This window comes from Rothia sp. HMSC069D01 (assembly GCF_001810135.1).
Lineage (GTDB): Bacteria > Actinomycetota > Actinomycetes > Actinomycetales > Micrococcaceae > Rothia.
In genome coordinates this window covers 746,677-748,587 of the sequence record NZ_KV800108.1, presented here as the reverse complement: position 1 = coordinate 748,587, position 1,911 = coordinate 746,677, and the positions used below count along the sequence as shown (strand labels likewise).

Genomic DNA, 1,911 nt, shown 5'->3' with positions numbered 1-1,911 from the left:
GATGTCGCGAGTTCAAGTCTCGTCAACCGCTCGTAAGGACTCCAAGAGTTCGAACGCGTTCCCTCGTGGAGCGTATGCGGTGAGGTGGTCGAGTGGTTAGGCAGCGGCCTGCAAAGCCGTGTACGCGGGTTCGAATCCCGTCCTCACCTCGCAACAAAACAACTGTTTTGTGAGCGCGATTGGCGCAGCGGTAGCGCGCTTCCCTGACACGGAAGAGGTCACTGGTTCGATCCCAGTATCGCGCACAGATAAAGCCCTTAGCTTTCGAGCTAAGGGCTTTTGTGTTTAACTTTTTAGTTTCTTGGGTTTGCGGAGGGATAGAGCCCTCCTTGTTCCTGTGCATGTTCTGGAGGTGGTGCTGCGTATATTTCCTCCGCGCCGTCGCAGGGGACCCGCCCTCGCTTCGCTTCGGGCGCCCTGAGGGCGCTTCCGGAAAATACGCTCGCACCGCTCCATGTCTCCGATGTCACGACGGAGGGCACCGCCCCTCCGCCTCGTAGGTAAGACACTTAGCCCCCCGGCTCAGTATGTGCAGGGCTTGGGTGCGCGATACCGACATAACGAACTGGAGGGGGAGGGCGGCTGTCGCCTTCTCAGTCTTTTGCTGGCTCCGCCAAATAGGTGGGTTGAAATTGCGGCTTAGCGCCGCACCTTCCGAAAGCGACATCAGGGTGCCCGCACGGGCGCTCTCCGCAACGAAGCAAGGAAGAGCGGAGCGTCCGGGCGTGGCGGGTTCCCCTGCAGGAGCGCAGGAAGGGAGCGGCGCGGAAGCCTATACACCTCCAACGTGACCAAATGCTTTGCACGCCGCGAATACCTCCGATACCCTAATGGAGGAAATCTACACTCACAGATACACCGCCGTATCGCAAAGGAACACCCGTGAAATCCTCCCTCAAAGGGCTCGGCATCTTCTTCGCTGTATGCCTCGCCTTCTCCCTCTGGTACGTCATCCTCGGCGTTGTCATCATCGTGCTCATTCTGGGTATCATCATGACCATCCGCAAAAACCGGTACTTCACATCCCCCGAATTTCAGACGCACCGCCAACGCACCGCCACACTCGCCAGCGAATACAACGAAATCGCCAGCTACGTACACGACATCTACACGCACGGAATCTACGAACTCGGCACCTCCACCAACGGCATGTACAGCCACCTCGCCACCGTCGAAATTCAACAACCCAAAACCTGGCAGACACTGCTGCAGAAGAAGCCCGAAGAACGCCACCCGCACGTCTACAAGGCCTCCCAACAGGTCGTTCTCGAAGCCGAGCGGGACCCCATCGGCAGCCTCACCAAATACTTCCACATCGAAGCCGACCTGCAAACCCTCAAAGACGTACAACGCCTCTCCGACGATATCGCGCGCCTTGAAACCGCAATCGATAACGTGCGACGCCGCGAAGACGACATGCTCGCACACATCAACCCGCCCCAATTCATCACCAAGCACTATGCCGACGAGTTCTGGGACAAACTCAACGTCTGCCACGTAGGGCTGACCGTGCCATACCCCGTCTACCGCTTCGAATACGCCTCACCCGGCGGCAAAGAAAACCGCGCCGTCACCGTCACCCTCGACACCCCAACCCTCGATGCGCTCTCCGAAACCCTAGAACGCAAAATACGCTGGGCATGGCCCGAAGGTGGCAAACGCACCCTCATGACCGCCCAATTGCGCCAACGCATCAAAGAACGTGACAACTACACCTGCCAAAACCCCGGATGCGGCAACTCCATCATGCGTGAACGAATCCTCATCCTAGAGGTCGTCCACAAGGTTCCGCTATCCGAAGGCGGCAATAACGAGCCCGATAATCTGCAGACCCTCTGCTGGCGTTGCGTGCGCGGACGGAACCTGCGGCTCGCATAAAGCCGCACCTTCCGAAAGCGACATCAGGGTGCC

At 58.6% G+C, this 1,911-nt stretch carries 1 protein-coding gene and 2 tRNA genes; all 3 read left to right on the top strand.

The features are described 5' to 3' along the window. Positions 1-78: 78 nt before the first annotated feature. The 3 genes from HMPREF2710_RS07425 (at position 79) to HMPREF2710_RS07415 (ending at position 1,878) form a co-directional block, all read left to right on the top strand. A tRNA-Cys gene (locus HMPREF2710_RS07425) sits at positions 79-149 on the top strand. 24 nt (positions 150-173) lie between these two features. Next, a tRNA-Val gene (locus HMPREF2710_RS07420) sits at positions 174-245 on the top strand. Positions 246-882: 637 nt separating this feature from the next. Next, a complete protein-coding gene (locus HMPREF2710_RS07415; RefSeq protein WP_070600394.1) occupies positions 883-1,878 on the top strand; it encodes an HNH endonuclease in 996 nt (331 codons plus the stop codon). Positions 1,879-1,911: the final 33 nt, after the last annotated feature.